The organism is Paucisalibacillus algeriensis (assembly GCF_000577245.1).
In the GTDB taxonomy this organism is placed as follows: Bacteria; Bacillota; Bacilli; order Bacillales; family Amphibacillaceae; genus Ornithinibacillus.
In genome coordinates, this window is the sequence record NZ_CBYO010000007.1 from 78,544 (window position 1) to 94,250 (window position 15,707).

Consider the following 15,707-nt stretch of genomic DNA (forward strand, 5'->3'; position numbering starts at 1 on the left):
AATCATACAAAATGCCACTGTTTTCCAAAGACTTCCAACCCCAAATACCTGATAAGAAGGCGAAAATATTGGTAAATTTATAGAATCATATTCAAGGTAAAAATGGAAATAGAAAGGTGATTTTTGTAAAAAAACTGAAATAAAAAAATATTTTAATATTAGCGGTTGATGCAGCGCGATACACTACGCAATGATTTGTAATTATTATGGGACATAAAAGTCATTGCTTTTTAATATTGATGCAATCATGACAGGATTTGAAAGGGTTAAAAGTATATAAAGCTGAGCAGTTCCAATGCAAAACTTGTCTACCCGTGGTCCTTTATAAAAAACTTCCATCCTCAGGGGACTGCTCCTCTGGATGGAAGTTATATCTATTCCTTTTGTTTCTTCTCGTCCCTATATCCCTCTCCATCAAGTAGCTCTTTTAAAGTCGTTAAGAATCGGGGATGTTCCAAAAGTGACACCAGTCACCTAAAACTCAATGAGAGTATACAATCTCTCGTTTCATTAGCGATTCAAGTCCTAATCTAACTAGTTTAACAGCTTGTTTTCCATCCTCTCCAGTGACAAGAGGTTTAGTATTATTACGAATAGCATTTACAAATCCAATAGCTTCATTTACATACGCTTCTCTAAATAGATATGTCCAACTATGCATCGATTGGCTAGTTAGTTTCCCTTCCTTTGTTGCTGTAACAACACTATGTTTATTTTGTTGTCCTAACGTGATATTACCATGGGTTCCCAAAATTTCAACTCGCGCATCATACCCATATTGTACATATTGTGCTCCATCTATTGCACCGATCATGCCATTCTTAAGCGTTAAGTTCATAGAAACTGTATCATAATAATCTGGATATTGCTCTTTCACTTCAGGTGATCTAAAGTTTCCACCAATGGAGTAAATACTCTCAACCTCACTTCCAGTAAACCACCGAAGTGTATCTAAATCATGACTATTCACTTCACCAATTGGTCCATTGCTCTTAAGAATATCAAACATCCAAGGTTTTGGCTCACTAGGCCCTCTAGTCAAAGATTTCACAAGTACCACATCACCGATTTCTCCAGAGTCAACGATATCCTTTGCTTGCTGAAAGTTTTCGTCAAAACGTCTCATAAAACCAACCTGCAGTTTAATATTATTGTTATTAGCTGCTTCAATAATCTCATCACACTCGGCTTCATTCATAGCCAGTGGTTTTTCACAGAAGATATGCTTTTTAGCATTAGCAGCTGCTAATGCAATTTCTTTATGACTAACAGTTGGTGTAACGATAATCACTGCATCAATTTCTGGATTTTCAAGTGCCTCTTTATAATCTGTATAAAGGTACTTTACATTCAATTCATCATGAGCAGCTTTTAAAGATTCATCATATGGGTCACATAAAGCAATTAATCTTGCATTCGAAACTCTTGATGCATAGTTGCGCCCATGAATCATCCCTGCTCTTCCAGTTCCTATCAAACATATATTCACAGTACTCATGCAGCCTCACCTGCATTAGCAGCATTTTGTGGTTTTGCCTTATCAATTGGCTTTTTCCACAACGTTACAAGCACTCCACTGATAATAACACCAATCGCTAAAGCTAGTACATACATTAGAACATTTTGAACTGCCCCAGGAATAAAAAATACAAAGAAACCACCATGTGGTACTGCGATTCCAGAACCAAACAACATAGATAATCCACCTGATATAGATGCACCTACAGTAACAGAGGCTAGAACACGAATTGGATCGGCTACTGCAAATGGGATAGCGCCCTCTGAGATAAATGAGAACCCAAGGATCCATGCAGATTTTCCTGCCTCTCTTTGTTCTCTTGTATAACGGTTTTTACCAATAATTGTTGAAGAAAACGCCATTGCTAATGGTGGAACCATTCCGGAGACCATGACAGCTGCCATCACATTACTTACATCACCTTGTGATAGGTTTGTTAATGATGCAACTCCAAAGAAATATGCTGCTTTACCAATAGGACCTGCTAAATCAATTGCCATCATTCCACCCAGAATCAAACCTAGTAGCACAGAATTAATACCTGTTAATCCGTTTAACCAATTCGTTAGCCCATCATTTAATGCTGTAATAGGGCCTCCGAGAACATAAATAAAAATTAGACCAGTAATAAGTACGGAAAACAAAGGTAAGATTAATACTGGTAATAATCCCGAAAAATTTTGCGGAAGACGGATATACTTTTTCAGTACATTTATTGTATAACCAGCTAGAAAACCACCTAATAACGCTCCCAAGAAGCCAGCATTCATTTGAGAAGCTAATAGACCTGCAACCATACCAGGGACTAGACCGGGTCTACTTGCAATAGAAAAGGCAACATATCCACCTAAAGCTGGCCACATAAGAGTCATTGCTAGATCTCCAAGTTTTTTTAAGGAAGAAGCCATTTCGCCCTCTGCATTTATTCCACCAAATGCAAAGGCTAGTGCAATTAGTAAACCTCCAGCCACAACAAATGGAATCATATAAGAAACACCTGTCATTAAATGACTGTATACTTTTTGAAAGCCACTTTTATTAGAGGTCGTTTTGACATCATTTACATCGTCTTCTTCACCTTCACTTTTATATATTGGGGAAGTAAGCGACTTTTCTATTAATTTTTTGCCATTTTGAATGGCTTCGTTTACGTCAACCTCGACAAGTTTTTTTCCAGTAAATCTATCTTTATTTACTGATGTGCTAGCAGCAATTACTACTGCGTCTGCTTGTTGAATTTCTTCCGCCGATAAAATATTCTCCGCACCAATTGAACCTTGTGTTTCAACTTTAATTTCATATCCCATTTCTTTTGCTGCCACTTCTAAAGCTTCAGCAGCCATGTATGTATGGGCAATACCAGTTGAACAAGATGTGATAGCAACGATTTTCTTCATATTATTCATCTCCTTTTAATACTTCATATATTTCATCCTTTGTTACCGCTTTCATTAATGAATCACGAATATCTTGATGAATGAGTTTTCTAGATAGTTGACTAAGAATTTTCAAATGCTCATTATTAGAGTTTTCTGGAACTGCTATTAAGAAAATGAGATGTACGGGCTTCCCATCCATAGAATCGTATGAAATGCCGGATTTACTTTTTCCAAAAGCAATACTTGGTTTTGTAACAACATTTGATTTTCCATGTGGAATTGCAACTCCATATCCGATACCTGTTGTAAATTCAGCCTCCCTTTTCATGACTGCTTCTAAATATAGCTCTTCATCTTCTAAAATTTTACTTTTTTGCATTAGGTCTGCTAGTTCTCTTATTGCAGTTTCTTTCTCATTGCTTTTCAAGTCGAAACATATTAGTTCTTCCGTAAGTACTTCCTGAATTCCCATTTCCCTTCCCCCATTTTTTACTGTATTGAGCTGAAAGATAATACTATTGACTCTTATTTCATATATGCTGCTTCCTCTCAAATACTAATTGCATTGAAAGGATTAGTAACCAATAATTTATGAATGGTTTCTTTATTTATTCCATATTGGTATAGCTTTGGAACAAACATCTTCAGTAGGTAATCTATGCCGATTTCACCACCATAGGAACCAATTCTAGCCCTTGTAGTGTCCAGACTTAATAATATGGAATTAGAAAACCCATTTTCCAACATGTGATAAATTAATTGCACCTCTGTATCATCATCATGATACTTGAAACGTCCAATTGTATCGTATTCTAAATAAACCCCAGTTTGGGCAATTTCTTGATGAAGCGAATAATCATGATGTGTACGATCCAAATGGCATAATATAATTTTTTCTGCTGGTATATTTCTATCTAATAAAAAGTTAATAATTTCTAACGGGTTTGACCCTTTTTCGACATGAACCATAATTGTTGCATTCGTTCTAAGTGATGCCTCTACTGCAGCTTCAAACTTGTATTCATATTCTTTTGAAATGCCTTCCTTATCTACTGCTGTTTTAATAAGACCAGCCTTATTATGAATTTTTTCTTCAGGGAAAGTTATTTGATTTCCTACATACATCCCATGGAGAATCTCTGAAACAAATACTTCTGCCAAACGTTCACTAGATACTTCCTCTATCCAATGATCTGGCCAGTAAAACATGGATTTATGGAACCCAGTAGAAGCAACAATATGAACATTTGCTATCTCCGCAACCGAAACTAGTTCCTTAGTCATCCTCCCAGCCCCAATAGGCTGTGCATCAACAATAGCTGTGTGAGCAGGTAATTTGTCTAACTCCTTAACCGTTAGGGAAAAGTCATCAATACATAGATTTTTGTCAAAAATAGTTGCCTGTCCCTTTTCTAACATGATGTGTTCATGTGGTTGGAAATGCTTTACTTCATTTTGTTGCACAAACCCTCGAACAGTTTGAATTTGTAATGTGTCCATTAACTTCCACTCACTAGATATTTTGCTTCTGAAACTTTTTCGACCAGTAATTTAGCATATTCGGTTATCTTGTTGGTATCAAACTCTGGTCCACCAGCTTTTTTGAGATTACTTCCAATCCCTACTGCAAAAGCACCTGCCTGAATCCATTCATCTATGTTATTTTCATCAACACCACCAGTTGGCATAATGTTAATTTGAGGGATAGGTCCCTTAACATCTTTGATATACTTTGATCCAGTAAGACTTGCAGGAAATAGCTTAACAATGTCACATCCCGCTGATAAAGCTTTGACCATCTCCGTTAATGTCATCGTCCCTGGCATTATTAACGTTTTATATTTATGACAAGCAAGAATGATGTCCTCATCCAAATGTGGAGAAACAATAAAATCTGCACCTGCATGAATTGCATTTACAGCAGATGTGCTATCTAGTACTGTTCCCATCCCAACATTTACATTTGAACTACCAAGTTCTTCTTTTATCCTTTGTAGTACTTGAAAAGCATTGGGAACAGTCAACGTTACTTCGATATTTTTTATTCCACCTAGAAATGCTGCTCTTGCCACTTTAACCACTTCTTCTTCAGTTCCTCTTAAAACAGCTACAATACTATCATCTTGGATTGATTTTAAAACTTGCTCTTTTTGTGCCACACCATTCAACTCCTCACATCTGATTTAACACTATTAAAATAGTCCAGAACATTTTTAGTAGAATCTAAAGTCATTCGTTGTATTGCTTCTTTACTTGAAGCTGCATTATGTGGTGTCAAAACAGCATTTTCTAATTCGAGCAAAGGTGAATTAGTTGGTGGCTCTACAGAAAACACATCAAGTCCAGCACCTCGTATTTTTCCTTCTTTTAAAATACGATACAAATCATCCTCATTAATGATTCCACCCCTGGCAGTATTAACAATGATTGCTTCTTCTTTCATTTTGCTCATTAATGAATAGTCTAATAGATTTCTAGTTTCCGATATTAAAGGAACATGAACGGCAATGAAATCACTTCTGCTAACAACTTCTTCTAGCTCTGCATACGTTATATCATACTGTTCAGCTATATCCTGATTTTGGAAGACATCATAGACTAAAATGTTCATTTTAAACCCTTTTGCACGTTCAGCGACAGACCTTCCTATTGCCCCAAATCCAATAATTCCTAGAGTTTTTCCAAACACCTCTACTCCAACATGCTTGGACCATTTACCTTCTTTTACATTCTGAGCAGATGCAGCGATGTTTCTAGCAACAGAAAGCATGAGTCCAAAAGTATAATCCGCAACTGCTTCATTATTTACAGATGGCGTATTAGTTACAATAACTCCTCTTTTTTCTGCATATTCTTTAGGGATGTTATCTATCCCTGTACCGTATTTAGAAATTACTTTTAAATTTTGCGCTTGGTCAATAATCTTCTCTGTTAGTTCATCGGTGCCAACTATTAATGCATCAACATCTTGAATAAGCGAAATCATTCTCTCCTCTGACAGAGGCCCAACTTCCCGAACAACTTCAAATCCTTCTTTCTCTAAATTGTTTAGAATATCTCTATTAAACATTCCATACGATCTCGGAGTTATTAATATTTTTTTCATACCCGTTCTCCTCTCTCGTAGTAGGTATTAACGATGCCCTAACGCTTGTTTCTAACATGAACGGTAAAACGATTTAGATCTCCTCTATACTTTGCAATAGAATATTCAAAACTGGTGTCATCATCCAAATAGGCCACTGTTTTCGTTACTTGTATCGCATCAAAAGGATTTATATTTAGAATTTCTGCTTCTTCTTTAGAAGCATTAAATGCCTCAATAATACGTTTTGCATGACTTATTTTAAAATTGTATTTTTCCTCCAGGGTTCGATACAGGGAATCACTTTCCAAATTTATATTTTCTAATCCAGGTGCCATTTCAGCAGGGATATAAGTTGTTACTAATACATAAGGTTCTCCTTCAACTGACCGTAAACGAATAAATTTAATTAACTGATCGACTTTTCGTTCAAAAATAGCATCAAATTCTGGATTACTACTAATAAGTTCTGTTTCCATCAATCTTGTTGTATAGTTTAATCCTTTACTTTCCATTTCATCTTGGAAGTTACTGAGGCTTTCTAGAAATGTTTGCTCTATTTTCTTTTCTGCAACAAAAGTTCCCCTACCATGCTCTCTTTTTAATATCCCTTCTGTTACAAGTTCATTTAATGCTTGCCTTACTGGTGTTCTACTAATACCGTAAATATTAATTAACTCTCTTTCAGGTGGAATCATATCACCTGCCTTATATACACCATTCTTGATATCCCTTTTAATGACTTCTATCAATTGATAATAGAGTGGAAGTGGAACATCTTTATTCAATTTTATTTCAACTAAATCTTTTTCTCTCAATTCCAGAACACCTTTCTAATTAGAAAAACATTGACCACTATAGGGTTGTTATTATGGTTAACTGCTTTTAAGTTGTTTATTCAAAGCTAATAACTGCTTTTAAGCCTTTTGAACTTCTGGCATAATTAATTGCATCTTCAAATTGTGAAATTGAAAAATGCTTGCTGACTAACTTGTTAACGTCTAATATTCCAGAAGAAATAAATTTCATTGTTTCGCGAAAATGACTGTTATTTGCTTTCGTCGTACCAGTTAAAGTAATTTGTTTATAGTGAAGTAGGTTACCATTGATACGTATATACTCACTACCCTTTGGAAGTCCACCAAAAAAGTTAACTTTACCGTATACACCAGCTAACTCAACAGCTTGTTCTTGCGCACTAGGTGAAGATACTGCAACAATGCATACATCAACCCCTTTACCATTTGTATGTTCTTGAATGGTACTCTCAAGGTGAGCAGATTCAACAGTGATAAATGAATCATCCAACTCCTTACAAATCTCCAGACGATGTGTAGAACGGTTACTAATGATGACTTTTGATGCACCTGCTAATTTAGCTAGTAAAGCATGCATCACGCCTATAGGCCCAGCACCAATCACAAGCACTACGTCACCAGGTTTAACTTCTGTTACGGACAAGCCATTATACACACAAGAAAGAGGTTCATTAATTGACGCTTCCTCAAAGGATACATGGGTAGGAATTTCTACCAGATTTCCATTTCTGATAAATGCTTCTGGGATCCTTACATACTCAGCAAATCCACCATCAAGTTGAACTCCTAGAGCAGTATAATCTTGACACATATGAAAGTCTCCTGCTACACAGAAATCACAAACACCACAGCCAACGTTTGGGGAAACTGCTACACGCATTCCATCTTGATAATAACTAACATTTTTCCCTACCTCTACGATAACTCCGCTGATTTCATGCCCAAGAATTCTTGGTGAACTCTCAGATATCGTTTGATGCCCATTTTTAATAATTCGTAAATCTGTTCCACAAATACCTACACTTTTTACTTGTAATAAAATTTCATTTTCATTAATATCTGGTTTAATTACTTCTTCTAACCTAACATCTTCTTTTCCATACATAACAGCTGCTTGCATAACATTCTCTCCTCTCTGTAATACTGAACTACATTTAGACTTAATTAACCTTAGCAGTTCTACTATCTGAAGCTATTTTTTCAATATTTTCAAAGTGCTTGGAGATGTCTACTTGAAATACCTCTGCAATTACTTGTGTCCACCCATGAATGAAATAAATCCAACCATCTTCGACAATTAGATTTTTCTGTTCCCTTTGTTCCATTGCTTGATGCATGAAATCTAGTTCACCCCGATAGTTTAATTCCCAAACTAGACTTTGCTCCGGAAATTCACATTGATTTGTCAATGGAGATCCAGGACGGTCCTTACCTAATCCAGTAGCATTCACAACTAATGAATATGGTTTTAATTTTTCCAAAATCTTATCATTTTCACTTGGATTAGGACATAAATGATATTCAAAATTAACAGGGGTATCTATTTTGCTTAATAATTCTTTAGCTGATTTCAGTCTACCCTCACTTCGGTTGCTAATTATTATTTTGGAAGGTAGATTATCCCCATGCTTCTTATCTGTTAGATATGAACTTATGGCAAGAGCGCTTCCACCAGCACCCATAATAAATACTTCGCCACCTTTTTTCCAAAAATCTGTTGGAATAAATGCTTCCATTGCTAATCCACTTGTAATTGGATCTTTTGCATGAGCTTCAAGTCGTCCATCCTTCTTTGAGATAGAGGAAACTTCATGGAGCATCTTTGCATATGGATCAATATAATCAAAGCTTTCTTCCACTGCATGGAATAAATCGATTTTATGGGTAGTAACTAATGCGCCCATTGATAGTGGGTCTTCTTTTATAAATTCAACATATCGTTGGTAGACTTCTGGCTCTGCATGGATATCAATATCAATACCTTGAATGACAGCATCATCCAATCCTAATTCTTCTGCCCAAAGTGGGAAAAGTTTCATTATGGATGATTGGGTAGTAGTAACACCGATAAAGTACATAGTAGGTTTTACTGCACTTGGTGGTAATTTCATTATCAGAACTCCCTTTTGATGTTAATTTAGTTATTATGAAATAATCTTTTACGATTATCGATTATTTTTCCATTTTGGATTATCAACAATTTCCACTTTGCCACTATTATCGACAATTAATTTCCTGAACCCTTTTTCCTCAATCGTACCGTAGTCATGACCAGCATCTGCCCTAAATACAAAGAAGGTTACTAGTGGTTCATCCCCTATATTGACACTTCGGTGCGCATATCTTCCCGGAGCATATACTGCTTTACCAGGAGTAAATTCTTCAGCTGCCCAATCTCCCTCTGGATTTTCCATTAAAAGATACCCTTCTCCACTTAAGCAGTAGTACACTTCTGCAGTATCTATGACATTATGAAAATGTCCTTTCGTCATAAAAAATTCATTTCCTACTTTACCAGGATAAACAATACTAGTTCCAAAAAGTAAATTATTATCCTCATTTGGTAGCTCAAGCTCATAAAATTCATAAGCAAGTGTATCCTCTTTTTCTAGAATACTTTCTAATGCTTCATTATCAGCATACATACCTTTCATCTTAGAAAGATTTCTTTTGGTCGATTCAATATCATCAGATAGACCATTTTTTAGATCAAATAATAAACTAAAAGGTTTTACTAATTGTTCAATATTCAACAAACTCACTCCTAATAAAGTAGATTTTCAAAAACAGTTAATGATGTAATGATGTAATTACCAATATTATTACACTCGATTGCAAGCGTTGTCAATCTAAATATTTTAAAAGTTTATATTTTATTAAATATTTTTTCGGTACTAATAATCTTGATTAATTAATAGATTATAAACAGGAAGACTGGGCAACCGGCAAAAACTTAAATCTGCTATCGCTCTACGGTACCCTAAACTCACACGAGATGGTTGGCTTCCGCACAAGACTAAATCTATTGCGTGATTTTACGGATTCTCCCATAATTTCATGTCACTAATCATTCATCTCTCACTCAAATACCACCCCACCATCCAGTTCACTAAATCAATCCAAGGAACCTATCCCTATCGCTCTTTTTTTGTTAAAATTAGTGTATGTTCTAGTAATCTATGAAGGATGGTATCCTATGGCGATTCTTTTTGGTCTTTGTGCGGTTAGTTGTTTTCTTTATGTTTTTTCACTTATTTATGTTAGTGGGAATATTGATTTTGGGATTATCATTATTACGGTGATGGGGATTGTCTTTTTATTATTAGCTATTTTTCATAAACGTTTTTTTTCATTTCTCCGGAAGAAAAGGTGGTTACGATACATGGTCACAGGGGTACTAGTGATATCTGTCATTACTATCATGTTTTTCGAAATACTTATGTATCAGGCACAAGAGGATTCACTTCCCAGTGGCGATGTTCCAATTCTAGTACTTGGTGCTGGTTTAATAAACGGGGAACCATCTCCTACTTTAAAAAGACGATTAAATAAAGCTTATGATATATATCAACAGAATCCAACTACCATTGTGACATCTGGAGGGGTGGACTACAATGAGGAAATATCCGAAGGCGAAGCGATGAAAAGGTACTTAGTCTCTCTTGGGGTAGAACCAACTGATATTTTAGTAGAAGATAAGTCAACGAGTACCCATGAGAATTTTCTTTTTTCGAAAGAATTACTTGCACCTTCTGAGCTGAAGCCTGAAATCATTGTTATCACGAATGATTTTCATATGTTTCGGGCCAAAATGATTGGTGGCCGAGTTGGATTTACGGTGTATGCAGCACCTTCTGAAACACCAAAACATATTCTTGTTCAAGCTCACATTCGTGAATACTTTGCTATCATTAATACCTATTTATTTCAGAGATAGTGGTATAAGGGGCAGGGAATTGTTTCCTACCAAAATGCCCTATCTAAATTCGGGGAGTATAAATTCACTACTAACATCGCCATAGGTTTACAACTTATAATCGTGATAAGACGTACTCTTCCTATACCAATTGGTTATACGAGAGCGTACCGCTTTGACTAAAAAATGGGTACAATCAAATTAGTAATTTGATTGTACCCATTATAGTGAACATACCCTGGATAAATTTATCCATTATTCGTTAATTCTTTCCCATATTAGGCTCTTTTAGAACACCAAATATGTTCAACACCTCTTTGTTTAGCCCACCTGCTCTCCAGATAGAGATGTCTTTATACCCATTACTCACTAACTTTTCAGTCCAAAGTTTTAGTGTTGTTGCATCAGCATACCATACTTCAACATCTTGACCTTCCTCTTGATATATAAAAGAAAGAGCTCCACTTTCTTCGTGTCTTATTGGTTCAATATGGAAATGGCGAATGACTTCACTTATTTGTTCATAGGTCATACTTTCCACATGGCCGTCCTGCCAACTGAAACCTCCTGTTGATAATGCAATATCTATATTCCCAGCGTGATTAGGAAATCGCTTCATCAAACTATCTAAAAATACATAATCTGCTTTTGGACCAGGCCCACTATGATATCCATACAGATTGTAAGCCATCACAACAAACTGTAACTTTTCCGGTAATGGATAAGATTCAACGGGAAAGCCAGGTTCAAGAATGATTCGTAGGTAGAGACTAACTTCCTCCAAAGCAACTTGCAGCTCCTGTGCAAAAAGAATAAATTCATCTTCTAATCCAGCTGGTATATTTTCATAATCAATTTCAATACCTTCAATTGGATAATCTTCCACAAATTCTATGATTTCATCCACATGATCCTCTCTAGTAGACGGCGAATGAAGTATGTCTTTCAGTATTTCTGGATCCTTTTGAATGATCGATCCATCATCTTTAAACAAATCATTCACAATTGTAATATACACATTACTTCCATCAAAGTGTGGATTCCCTACTACATCATCAATCAATTGCCTTGAATCCTCCACCTGATATAGTCTACCAATCTCATCAAAATAAGTTGCGAATAATAGAATGTTATCTATATCTTTTAAAGCCTCGGTTGCTTCTTCAATGCCCTTTTCAGATGCCCAATCAACTAACCATAAAGATGTGCCGATATCCACTTTTGCAGTTTCTACTACGGTTGGCTGCTCCGTTTTATTATTAGTATTAGTACAGGCTGTTAATACTATAAATGCGACAGCTAGTACCATTATCCTTTGACGTCGACGAAAGAACATTCTCTAGTCCCCCTAGTTGATTAAAATACTTCAATAAAAAAATCAATAATATTGGAACCCATCTTTGAAATCGATTGTAAAAAAGATTCCATTTGGGACTCTTGAACCGTATACAAAACTTTATCAGGTGATTGAATCACTATATTTTCAAAGATAGAATCATAGATAGTATCCACATCCTGTTCATGAGATCTTTTTCTAGGAATATTAGAACCACCTAGCGCTAACTGATAAGTAGATGAAGTTATAGGTAACGCTACTTCTATTAAATCCTCCTGGTCAACCTTAAGATGCAATGTACCGTTATCTAATGTCATGCTCATGTGACGATTATTCAGTAATGTACTAGGATAAGCTTCCTCATCGATACGAGATCCTTGTTGTGTATCGAAGTAATCATACTGGGTTGCTTTATTAAAGGCATAGTCCTCACCACTCCAGTTTAACTCATCTAGTTGCTGTTCAAAAATTAACTTCGGCTCTTTTTGATATATTTTTTCGTATACATGTAGTTTATTTCTCTCTATTGTAATGTAAATTTGTTGCTGATCATCTTTACCTTGTAAGGAAACAGACTGTTTGCCCATTACACCGCCCTTTAGATCAAAACTCGCTGTAAATTCCGAAGGTAGGTCGTCAACAAGTGTTGCCTTCACTTCTTTTCCCGGTTCTGTCGTCAATATCATTTTCTGCTGATTAAACTCTCCAACTCCGTCCTTGACTAACCACTTGCTGGCAATAGATTCATCACCCTTTTCAAAATCCATCGACCATTTCGAATCGTTCTGTATTTTCATTAATAAATGGTTTACAGGCCAATTAGGAGATACCTGAAGTCTATTCAAATTATACAGGTTCTCATCTTCAGCAATACTATTGTATGCATTCAAATCACGGTTGAAATGAAGTGAAAAGTATTTCTTTATCATCTTGTCATTAACCGATTCTACAGTAGTGTGCATATTATTGTATAGTGAATTTGCATGCATAATCGCGTAGGCCTTAGGCATGCTAGATAAACTCTTAGTATAGATTTCATCCATTAGCTCATAGTCTGTTGTGATACGTTGCTGCATTTCAAGACTGGTTTCCTTTGGAATCATATATTCATCTCTTAGAAAATCCATCAAATAATGGTTGTAATATTCTATGGTAGTTTTATCAGGAACATCATTTTCCTCAATTTCCCCTAGGTATTGGCCTTTACCATTAAATATATTGATGTATGTTAACCGATAACCGTTTGACCCAAGTTCCCAATATCCACTATCCACCATGTCTTCTAAATGTCTTGGCTTCAAAAACTTGGTATCGCTTGTATTCATCTTGTCTGCATACGTAAACATGGTAGCTTTATAATTCAAAGCCTCCAATACCTTTTGTGAAAAGATACTTGAATCTGTTCTCCCATCTTCAAATGACAAAAATAATGCTTTTTCAGGTAAGGGAATGCCCTTTTCGTAGAAATCAATAATCTGTTGTTGAGAAATAGTTTCGAATCCTTGCTCTTTAAGTACCCCTAATTGTTTCTCTAACTCGTCCTTGCCAATATATTTTGGGGACCCATTTCGATCCACCCCAAAATAGGAGAGAGCTATAAAACCATTTTTGTTGTTCATCTCTTCGGGCGAAAGAGCAGTATACCTTTCAGTTATAAACACTGCCTGTATCATTATATAAGTCAAGAACACAAGAACTGCAATTTGACAAACAACAGCTATATGTTTTTTTCTTTTTTTCTTTTTATAGTTAAACGTTGCTTTTTTTGAATAAGGTGGCATTATGAGCCTCCTCCGTCCAATTTGTTTTGATTTACTTTCCACATTCTTTTTCGTTTTTTTGCTTGTTTCTTCTCTTTTTCTAGTACATCTTGCGGCGTTTCACGGGTACCCCAAGTTGATTTCCAAAATGTCACCCACGCAACAGGCATTTGCCATAATAGAATAAATTCATAATAGAGTACGAATATAAACCCAAAAAACCATAATTTACTTTTACGGAAAAAAAGATGCGCAAAACTCATCAATAGTGCCATTAAGAGTAGGCCTACTATGAAGGTTGTAGGAAAAATCCCATGTACAAGTGGTATAAACAGAAGGTTATAAACCACTACTATTGGTGCAGCAATAGGCACAATTAAACCGATTATAAAAAATACCATCATAAAAGGTTCTTTCTTCCAAATAAAGGTCAATGCACGTAACGATTCTCGTAACCATGATCGTTTCCATCGCATCTGCTGTTTTAAAAATAGTTTAAAACTTGATGGTACAATGGTAGAACAAACTGCTTTATCTTGATACCCTGTCCTGTGCGTTTTTAGTATATAATTGGTCATACTTCGGTCATCACCAAAAGTAGCAGGGTGTCCTAAAAATTGCTGATTCAACCATGCTTCCGCATTATCCAAAACCAAGCCTTTTCGGTAACAGGAAAGCGGCCCGGAAAGACATGTCACACAATCAAATGTTGACTCAGCAGCCTTCATTATTCGAAAAGCAATGTAATATCGGACGGTTTGTAATTTCGTCAACATATTAGTAAACTTGTTTTCCACTTCTGTACGCCCTGCAACACCACCCATTTTAGGATCTTGGAATGGCTGAACAATATTTCGAATTGCATTTGGTTCTAGAAAGCTATCAGAATCCACGAACACGACTAAATCATGTTTTGCCATCTTTACGCCGGCAACCAACGCTTCACGTTTCCCTCCATTTTCCGACATTTTATGAAACATAAGTCTTTCTCTTGTATTAAATCTTTCCCCATCCTTATTAATCCTATCTATTATCTCCTTCACTTTAAGGGCGGTTTTATCTGTGGAACAATCATCAACAATGATGACTTCCAATTTGTCTATTGGATAAGTTTGATCGATACAACTAAGGATTGTCCGCTGAATCCACTCCTCCTCATTAAATACAGGAATTATAATTGAAACACCTGGTTCATAATTCATATTCACTGGAACATTCCTGTAGAGTAGGCCAAATACATATCTACTTAGTAGAAAGGCCGCTGCTATTAAACTGTAAAAATATAAAAGTTTATTAAACTTAAAATATATAACACTTTCTGCCCTCATTAAGAGGACTAATAGCATGATGACAAGTAATAACAAACTCGCCATAAATACAGATAATCCCCAACGCCTTTTTTTCATGTAACTTTCCAAGGACTGTTCAAATTCCATTGCACAAAAATATTGGATCTCTCCATCTATTTCTTGACTAAAATGGCGAACAATCTTTGCCCGTAGAGATACTTTAAATTCATACCCTTCAGGCATTGCTCCAGCTGGAAGGTTAAAGGATAACTTAACCATCTGTTTTATCTTCAAATCAGATGCAAATGCCTTATTTGGCAATTGAACTAGAATGCCTGTATTGGAAATATCAGCACTCGTTACCCTATTCACTTTTTTTATAGAGGGAATGCTCATCTTAACAGGAAAAGAAGCAATGTAGCGCTTTCCATAAAGTCTTGCTTTATACACACTATCGGGATTTACCGCCTCATCCAACTGAACATGTAGTCCTCTTCGGTCAAATTTTGTCCTTACAAGTTCAGGATCAGGAATGTTGGACAAAATTCTACGGTCTGCTTTTGTGTTCGTAATAATTTCTTTAATTGACATATGCTCACAGCTAA

At 35.9% G+C, this 15,707-nt stretch carries 14 protein-coding genes; 1 reads left to right on the forward strand and 13 read right to left on the reverse strand.

What is annotated here, in order from left to right; genetic code table 11:
* Positions 1 to 481 precede the first annotated feature (481 nt).
* The 10 genes from TY11_RS05055 to TY11_RS05100 all read right to left on the reverse strand — a co-directional run bounded on the left by TY11_RS05055 (position 482) and on the right by TY11_RS05100 (position 9,554).
* Positions 482 to 1,498 (reverse strand): Gfo/Idh/MocA family oxidoreductase, encoded by a 1,017-nt coding sequence (locus TY11_RS05055; RefSeq protein ID WP_042143590.1) that lies wholly within the window; start codon positions 1,496 to 1,498, stop codon positions 482 to 484.
* Positions 1,495 to 2,916 (reverse strand): PTS fructose transporter subunit IIC, encoded by a 1,422-nt coding sequence (locus TY11_RS05060; RefSeq protein WP_042143593.1) that lies wholly within the window; start codon positions 2,914 to 2,916, stop codon positions 1,495 to 1,497. Before TY11_RS05060 ends, TY11_RS05055 begins: the two co-directional genes overlap by 4 nt.
* 1 nt (position 2,917) lies before the next feature.
* Positions 2,918 to 3,370, reverse strand: a complete 453-nt coding sequence (locus TY11_RS05065) for a PTS sugar transporter subunit IIA (RefSeq protein ID WP_042143595.1) — start codon at positions 3,368 to 3,370, stop codon at positions 2,918 to 2,920.
* Positions 3,371 to 3,447: 77 nt separating this feature from the next.
* On the reverse strand, positions 3,448 to 4,398 hold the full coding sequence (locus TY11_RS05070) for a phosphotriesterase family protein (protein WP_042143596.1): 951 nt from the start codon (positions 4,396 to 4,398) through the stop codon (positions 3,448 to 3,450).
* The gene (locus TY11_RS05075) at positions 4,398 to 5,057 is read right to left on the reverse strand and encodes a bifunctional 4-hydroxy-2-oxoglutarate aldolase/2-dehydro-3-deoxy-phosphogluconate aldolase (RefSeq protein WP_042143597.1); all 660 of its coding nucleotides are present in this window, start codon (positions 5,055 to 5,057) and stop codon (positions 4,398 to 4,400) included. Before TY11_RS05075 ends, TY11_RS05070 begins: the two co-directional genes overlap by 1 nt.
* 5 nt (positions 5,058 to 5,062) lie before the next feature.
* Positions 5,063 to 6,004, reverse strand: a complete 942-nt coding sequence (locus TY11_RS05080) for a phosphoglycerate dehydrogenase (protein WP_042143598.1) — start codon at positions 6,002 to 6,004, stop codon at positions 5,063 to 5,065.
* Between the two features lie 38 nt (positions 6,005 to 6,042).
* Positions 6,043 to 6,801 carry a GntR family transcriptional regulator gene (locus TY11_RS05085; RefSeq protein ID WP_052345739.1) on the reverse strand — a complete coding sequence of 253 codons (759 nt, stop codon included), beginning with the start codon at positions 6,799 to 6,801 and terminating at the stop codon, positions 6,043 to 6,045.
* A gap of 76 nt (positions 6,802 to 6,877) precedes the next feature.
* Complete coding sequence (locus TY11_RS05090; RefSeq protein WP_042143599.1) at positions 6,878 to 7,921, reverse strand: zinc-dependent dehydrogenase; 1,044 nt, start codon at positions 7,919 to 7,921, stop codon at positions 6,878 to 6,880.
* 40 nt (positions 7,922 to 7,961) lie between these two features.
* Entirely contained in the window at positions 7,962 to 8,912 is a 951-nt protein-coding gene (locus tag TY11_RS05095; RefSeq protein WP_042143600.1) for a shikimate dehydrogenase family protein, read from the reverse strand.
* Positions 8,913 to 8,966: 54 nt separating this feature from the next.
* A complete protein-coding gene (locus TY11_RS05100; protein ID WP_042143602.1) occupies positions 8,967 to 9,554 on the reverse strand; it encodes a glucose-6-phosphate isomerase in 588 nt (195 codons plus the stop codon).
* 443 nt (positions 9,555 to 9,997) lie between these two features.
* Between TY11_RS05100 and TY11_RS05105 the strand changes: the two genes are divergently transcribed.
* Positions 9,998 to 10,738 carry a YdcF family protein gene (locus TY11_RS05105; RefSeq protein WP_052345740.1) on the forward strand — a complete coding sequence of 247 codons (741 nt, stop codon included), beginning with the start codon at positions 9,998 to 10,000 and terminating at the stop codon, positions 10,736 to 10,738.
* A 241-nt stretch (positions 10,739 to 10,979) separates the two neighbouring features.
* On the opposite strand, the gene TY11_RS05110 is transcribed toward TY11_RS05105, so the two are convergent.
* From TY11_RS05110 to TY11_RS05120, 3 genes are read right to left on the reverse strand one after another with little or no spacing between them, the layout of a single operon-like run.
* Positions 10,980 to 12,053, reverse strand: a complete 1,074-nt coding sequence (locus TY11_RS05110) for a glycosyl hydrolase family 18 protein (protein WP_052345741.1) — start codon at positions 12,051 to 12,053, stop codon at positions 10,980 to 10,982.
* A 20-nt stretch (positions 12,054 to 12,073) separates the two neighbouring features.
* Positions 12,074 to 13,834: a polysaccharide deacetylase family protein gene (locus TY11_RS20815; protein ID WP_042143604.1), complete on the reverse strand. Its 1,761-nt coding sequence runs from the start codon at positions 13,832 to 13,834 to the stop codon at positions 12,074 to 12,076.
* Complete coding sequence (locus tag TY11_RS05120) at positions 13,834 to 15,693, reverse strand: glycosyltransferase family 2 protein (protein WP_042143605.1); 1,860 nt, start codon at positions 15,691 to 15,693, stop codon at positions 13,834 to 13,836. Before TY11_RS05120 ends, TY11_RS20815 begins: the two co-directional genes overlap by 1 nt.
* Between the last annotated feature and the right edge of the window lie 14 nt (positions 15,694 to 15,707).

What these genes read in the sequence shown, in the direction of transcription:
- TY11_RS05055 (WP_042143590.1), bottom strand. Translation starts at nt 1,498, where the DNA reads ATGAGTACTGTGAATATATGTTTGATAGGAACTGGAAGAGCAGGGATG.
- TY11_RS05060 (WP_042143593.1), bottom strand. Translation starts at nt 2,916, where the DNA reads ATGAAGAAAATCGTTGCTATCACATCTTGTTCAACTGGTATTGCCCAT.
- TY11_RS05065 (WP_042143595.1), bottom strand. Translation starts at nt 3,370, where the DNA reads ATGGGAATTCAGGAAGTACTTACGGAAGAACTAATATGTTTCGACTTG.
- TY11_RS05070 (WP_042143596.1), bottom strand. Translation starts at nt 4,398, where the DNA reads ATGGACACATTACAAATTCAAACTGTTCGAGGGTTTGTGCAACAAAAT.
- TY11_RS05080 (WP_042143598.1), bottom strand. Translation starts at nt 6,004, where the DNA reads ATGAAAAAAATATTAATAACTCCGAGATCGTATGGAATGTTTAATAGA.
- TY11_RS05090 (WP_042143599.1), bottom strand. Translation starts at nt 7,921, where the DNA reads ATGCAAGCAGCTGTTATGTATGGAAAAGAAGATGTTAGGTTAGAAGAA.
- TY11_RS05095 (WP_042143600.1), bottom strand. Translation starts at nt 8,912, where the DNA reads ATGAAATTACCACCAAGTGCAGTAAAACCTACTATGTACTTTATCGGT.
- TY11_RS05105 (WP_052345740.1), top strand. Translation starts at nt 9,998, where the DNA reads ATGGCGATTCTTTTTGGTCTTTGTGCGGTTAGTTGTTTTCTTTATGTT.
- TY11_RS05110 (WP_052345741.1), bottom strand. Translation starts at nt 12,053, where the DNA reads ATGTTCTTTCGTCGACGTCAAAGGATAATGGTACTAGCTGTCGCATTT.
- TY11_RS20815 (WP_042143604.1), bottom strand. Translation starts at nt 13,834, where the DNA reads ATGCCACCTTATTCAAAAAAAGCAACGTTTAACTATAAAAAGAAAAAA.
- TY11_RS05120 (WP_042143605.1), bottom strand. Translation starts at nt 15,693, where the DNA reads ATGTCAATTAAAGAAATTATTACGAACACAAAAGCAGACCGTAGAATT.